At 27.0% G+C, this 4149-nt stretch carries 9 protein-coding genes and 1 pseudogene; 8 read left to right on the top strand and 2 right to left on the bottom strand.

Translation table 11 applies throughout. The features are described 5' to 3' along the window. From COL3_RS24270 to COL3_RS24265, 3 genes are all read left to right on the top strand, one after another. On the top strand, positions 1-961 hold a 961-nt coding region (locus COL3_RS24270), incomplete at its 5' end, for an HRDC domain-containing protein (RefSeq protein WP_180277982.1). A gap of 101 nt (positions 962-1062) precedes the next feature. Beyond that, a complete protein-coding gene (locus tag COL3_RS28995) occupies positions 1063-1209 on the top strand; it encodes a hypothetical protein (RefSeq protein WP_180277981.1) in 147 nt (48 codons plus the stop codon). A 27-nt stretch (positions 1210-1236) separates the two neighbouring features. Further along, on the top strand, positions 1237-1494 hold the full coding sequence (locus tag COL3_RS24265; protein ID WP_180277980.1) for a hypothetical protein: 258 nt from the start codon (positions 1237-1239) through the stop codon (positions 1492-1494). A gap of 158 nt (positions 1495-1652) precedes the next feature. Here the strand turns inward: COL3_RS24265 and COL3_RS24260 are convergent, their stop codons facing one another. Together COL3_RS24260 and COL3_RS24255 are read right to left on the bottom strand one after the other, a co-directional pair. Continuing rightward, on the bottom strand, positions 1653-2171 hold the full coding sequence (locus COL3_RS24260) for an isoprenylcysteine carboxylmethyltransferase family protein (protein WP_008419935.1): 519 nt from the start codon (positions 2169-2171) through the stop codon (positions 1653-1655). A gap of 122 nt (positions 2172-2293) precedes the next feature. Continuing rightward, positions 2294-2431 (bottom strand): annotated as a pseudogene (locus COL3_RS24255) (IS1595 family transposase); the annotation flags it as partial. A 43-nt stretch (positions 2432-2474) separates the two neighbouring features. Between COL3_RS24255 and COL3_RS24250 the strand changes: the two are divergent. From COL3_RS24250 to COL3_RS29665, 5 genes are all read left to right on the top strand, one after another. Beyond that, on the top strand, positions 2475-2927 hold the full coding sequence (locus tag COL3_RS24250; RefSeq protein ID WP_008419933.1) for a hypothetical protein: 453 nt from the start codon (positions 2475-2477) through the stop codon (positions 2925-2927). Positions 2928-3127: 200 nt separating this feature from the next. Beyond that, entirely contained in the window at positions 3128-3265 is a 138-nt protein-coding gene (locus COL3_RS28990; RefSeq protein ID WP_008419931.1) for a hypothetical protein, read from the top strand. Positions 3266-3324: 59 nt separating this feature from the next. Beyond that, positions 3325-3723 carry a DUF4351 domain-containing protein gene (locus tag COL3_RS24245; protein WP_099716743.1) on the top strand — a complete coding sequence of 133 codons (399 nt, stop codon included), beginning with the start codon at positions 3325-3327 and terminating at the stop codon, positions 3721-3723. Positions 3724-3744: 21 nt separating this feature from the next. Further along, a complete protein-coding gene (locus COL3_RS28985) occupies positions 3745-3882 on the top strand; it encodes a hypothetical protein (protein ID WP_180277979.1) in 138 nt (45 codons plus the stop codon). 31 nt (positions 3883-3913) lie between these two features. Beyond that, a partial coding sequence (locus COL3_RS29665; RefSeq protein ID WP_278286707.1) for an AAA domain-containing protein occupies positions 3914-4149 on the top strand: 236 nt, incomplete at its 3' end.

Here is a 4149-nt window from a genome sequence, read left to right as displayed (position 1 = left end):
GCCTAGCCCAATTGAACAAAATAAAAAACATGTAAACTTAATTAAGCGGATTCTTAAGGATGTTTTTGAATGTGATAATGTACCAGTAAAATCTCTTGTTATAATGGCTAATCCCAAAGCAATAATAAGGAAGAAATATGCACCAGAAGTAATACAAAATCAAATAATAAGAGCAGAAAAATTAGGAACTTATATTGAGAATTTGGATAATGAATTAAAGAAAGTAGTTTTTAAAGAAGAGATGACTTTTAAAATAGCTGATTACTTTAAAGAAAAGAATACTTCTATTAAAATAGATTATGAAGCAAAGTTTAGAATAACAGAACAAGATTTTAGTGAAGAAATCAGCATTGTAGCAAAAGATATTAGTGAAGAATCTGAAATAGATTTTAATAATTTAAAAGTCGAAGAAAAATTAAGTGAAAAAGTAATGGAAGAAATACTTGAACTAAGTGAAAGTGATAAGCAGCTTACAGAGAAATTAAAACTTTATAGAAATGAAAAAGCAAAAGAAGAAGGTTATAGCGGCTTAAAATATCATTATGTTTTTTCTAATAGTACTATAAACAATCTTGTGGAAATGAAACCGCAGACAACTGAACAACTGCTTCAAATTAAGGGATTAGGTGAGGTAAAGGTAAATAAGTATGGTAATGATATTTTAAGAATTATAAAAGAAAACATTGCAACTACTGAAGATTTGAATGAGAATATTCATGATAAGGCTAATATTAACGTGGAACTGGAAATAAGAAATCAGCTCAAGAAGCTTCGAACAGAAACAGCTAAAAAAGAAAAAGTAAAACCATTTATGATTTTTAAAGATGAACAAATTGAGGAATTAATTAAGACTAAACCAAAAACAAAGGAGCAGCTTTTGGAAGTAAGGGGCTTTGGGGAAATAAAAGTTCAAAAATATGGAGAGGGAATTCTTAATGTATTTAAAATAGAAGAAAATTAATAAATAGAATATCGCATAACGTATTGTGGTAGTTAAATATGTTCTATTAAAAAAACAAGTCTCTAAACCCACATTTTTAGAGCATATTCTGAAGAATATTTATGGTAATATGGTTTAGAATATATATTCTCGTTAATGATGAAAATATAATGAGTATTGCAGATGATGCTGTAATAAAGATTTCTAAAGAGGATTTTATAAAGAAGCATATAAGGACTATAAAAGAGCCCTTGATGTCTAAAATATAGAATATGAGGAAAATAGAAATATTGAATATGAGAATAATATTTCCCAATAGTCAGGAAGTTAATTATTCTGTTCCAGTAATAAAGTATTGGAAATATGATGTCCATAAATTAAAGTCTAGAGGAATGTATCCGTTGATTCCTTTGCAGCTTTTTAAGTTAAGAAAAGTATTACAAAAAGTAAATTTAATTAGAAGCTATCCGAAAAAGGATGGCTTTTTACATACAAAAAATAAAGTAACACCAATAAATTCAAAAAAGTATATATTTATCTTGTTTACATTATGAATTAGATGTTGAAATATAGCCTTAAAAAATTATAGGTGGGATTGTCCACCTATAATACTCAATATTAGAAATTCATGACATTGAAAGTCTTCTTCTTGGTGAATACTATAAGAAGAACACAAACCATAACTTGAATAATAGAGTTATAGCATACCTGTCTAAATATAACGTCTCACTTTATTCATATATTTTATATATTCTTCTCCGAATTTCTTAATACACCATCTTTCTTCTGAAAGAATAATCCAGTGTGCGGATACTTGAAAACCGATTAATAACGCAAGTAATATCAACGAATGTGTTAGCAATACACACCCTAAAAAATAAATAAAATATGCAATGTACATAGGATTGCGGGATACTCGGTATAATCCGTTTAAATTTATTCCATTCATTTTAGGCTTAGCATAATTTACTACAGATACAGCATATAAAATAATTCCTAAACTATATATTACTAAACCTATGTAAAACCAATCAGAGTCAGTTTTGATTTTGAGTAATAATAGGTATAGTAAAATAAGGACGGTTGTAATTTGATAAACCCAGAATGCTACTTTTTCTATTCCGATTAATGGAGCAAAGAAACCGGCACGTTTAAGTGATTCTTTGTCTATTATACTTAAAATCCCATACCTAATAAGTATTAGTGGTATTACTGTCAAAAATGCATTCATTTTACTCCACCTTTTAGTTTTTTGCTTTATAACATTTTTATTTTAGTTAGTTCGCCTTTCTAACTATTTTTCATTAGATTATAGTCCTGTATAACACTTATTATAACATAATTTACAAAATATCACACATACATTGGTTCTCTATTTTTTAAATACTTTACTTTGGTATATGAATATGCTACATTGCTTTGAATCATAAAGTTTTTAGCCTTTATTATATCTTTATCAAATACTTGAAGTCATTTGAACCACTTCGACCATTTCAAGAAATGATAGCGAACGAATGTGAGTCGAGTTTCCTTAATGAGGAATGTATTAATTGGATCATTAAAAGACAAAGAGCAGCTGGAAGCAAACTTTAAATATAACTTTTACCACATTCCAAAGGATAAAGTAAACTTGGCTAAAAACAATATTAATTATATTGCTTTATATCAGTCAAAGACTATATTTAAAGAAGATGGAGGAATATTGTGGTACGGAAAAATAAAGGACGTGGAATTAGTAAAAAGAAAAGATGAATTCAGACTTTTCATGGAGCTTAAAAGGAGATATAGTAAAATATCCATTGAGGCAGATAATGGTATTGATGATGAAAGTAAGATTAAAGCTTTTAATATAGATGATGTGAAAATTATTGTTGATGGTGAGAGCATAATGAGTGTTATTGGAGAAAATGTAATTAGGGTTTCTAGGGATGAGTTTTTGAAGAGGCCTATGAGGTGCATTAAGGGGCTTTTGAAAAGAGATAAATAAACTAACAGCAAATAGTATTTAAATAAGGATTTCCTTAAGTTAAATACTATTTTTATTATATTGAATTATGATATAATTTTAATAAATAAAGACAATAATACAAACTAAAGATAAATTTATGAGGTGAACATAAATGAGAAAGATAAAGCCATTAAATGACTTTATATTTAAAAAGTTGTTTGATGAAATAGGAGATAATTATGGATTATAATAAGACAGAGGATGCAATTTTTAAAAGAGCTATGGAAATATTTAAAGAAGGTGCAGTAAACTTCTTTGGAATAGACGAAAAGATAATATCTCCAGCAAATATAGAGTTAAAAAATATAGTAGTATAAAGAGTAAGATAAATAATGGTGAAGAACTTAACATTAATGATATAGTTGTATTAACACTAATGAAGAGTAATATATCAAAAGGAACTAGGGCTATGAATAGCTTGAATTTAGCTAAAAGTATTAAAGATGAAAAGCTAAAAGGGGATTGTATAACGCTCTTATATGCTTTATTTGATAAATTTGCAGATAGTGAATTAAAGAAGAAATTTAGGAAGGTTTTTACAATGACTGATATTGGTAAAATGATATATGAAGATGGGGTAAAAGATGGAGAAGAACGTGGAGAAAAAAGAGGGAAAGCTTTAAGTGTTATAAAACTTCTTACTAAGAAGTTTGGAAAACTTCCTCAAGGATATAATGAAAAAATAATGGAATTAAATGATATTATACTTGATTTAATGCTTACAGATATATTGGATTATAAATCATTAGATGATGTTAAAAAGTATTTTGATTAGATTATGTAATTAATAAGAGAAATGAATACATCATTAGATATGTTATCAGCAGTTTGGGATGGGAAACAGTGGATAGATGAAAATAGTTTAAAATATACGTCAGATGGTTCTAAATCAATAAAGAAATGTCTAATTGCAAAGATTGTTTTTTATATTTGAAAGAGCTTGCAGGTAACATTGATTTCGTTCTATTTGCAAATTATTTAATGATGTACCCAAAACATTACTTAAGGAACATTATAGATGTCATCCTAAAATAATAGATTTTTGCAATAAGAAGTTTTATGATAATCAGCTTATTATTTTAACTAATGAGAATTCTTGTGATTCTCCTTTGGAAGTATATAAAATTTTTGATTTATTATATAGCTCATATTCAGAAAAGTTAATAGAGTTCTTTAAAATGCATAAAAAAGTTTCTAAGTA

The sequence above is a fragment of the Clostridium sp. LS genome (assembly GCF_002760435.1).
In the GTDB taxonomy this organism is placed as follows: Bacteria; Bacillota; Clostridia; order Clostridiales; family Clostridiaceae; genus Clostridium.
This window is presented reverse-complemented; position numbering and strand designations above follow the sequence as displayed.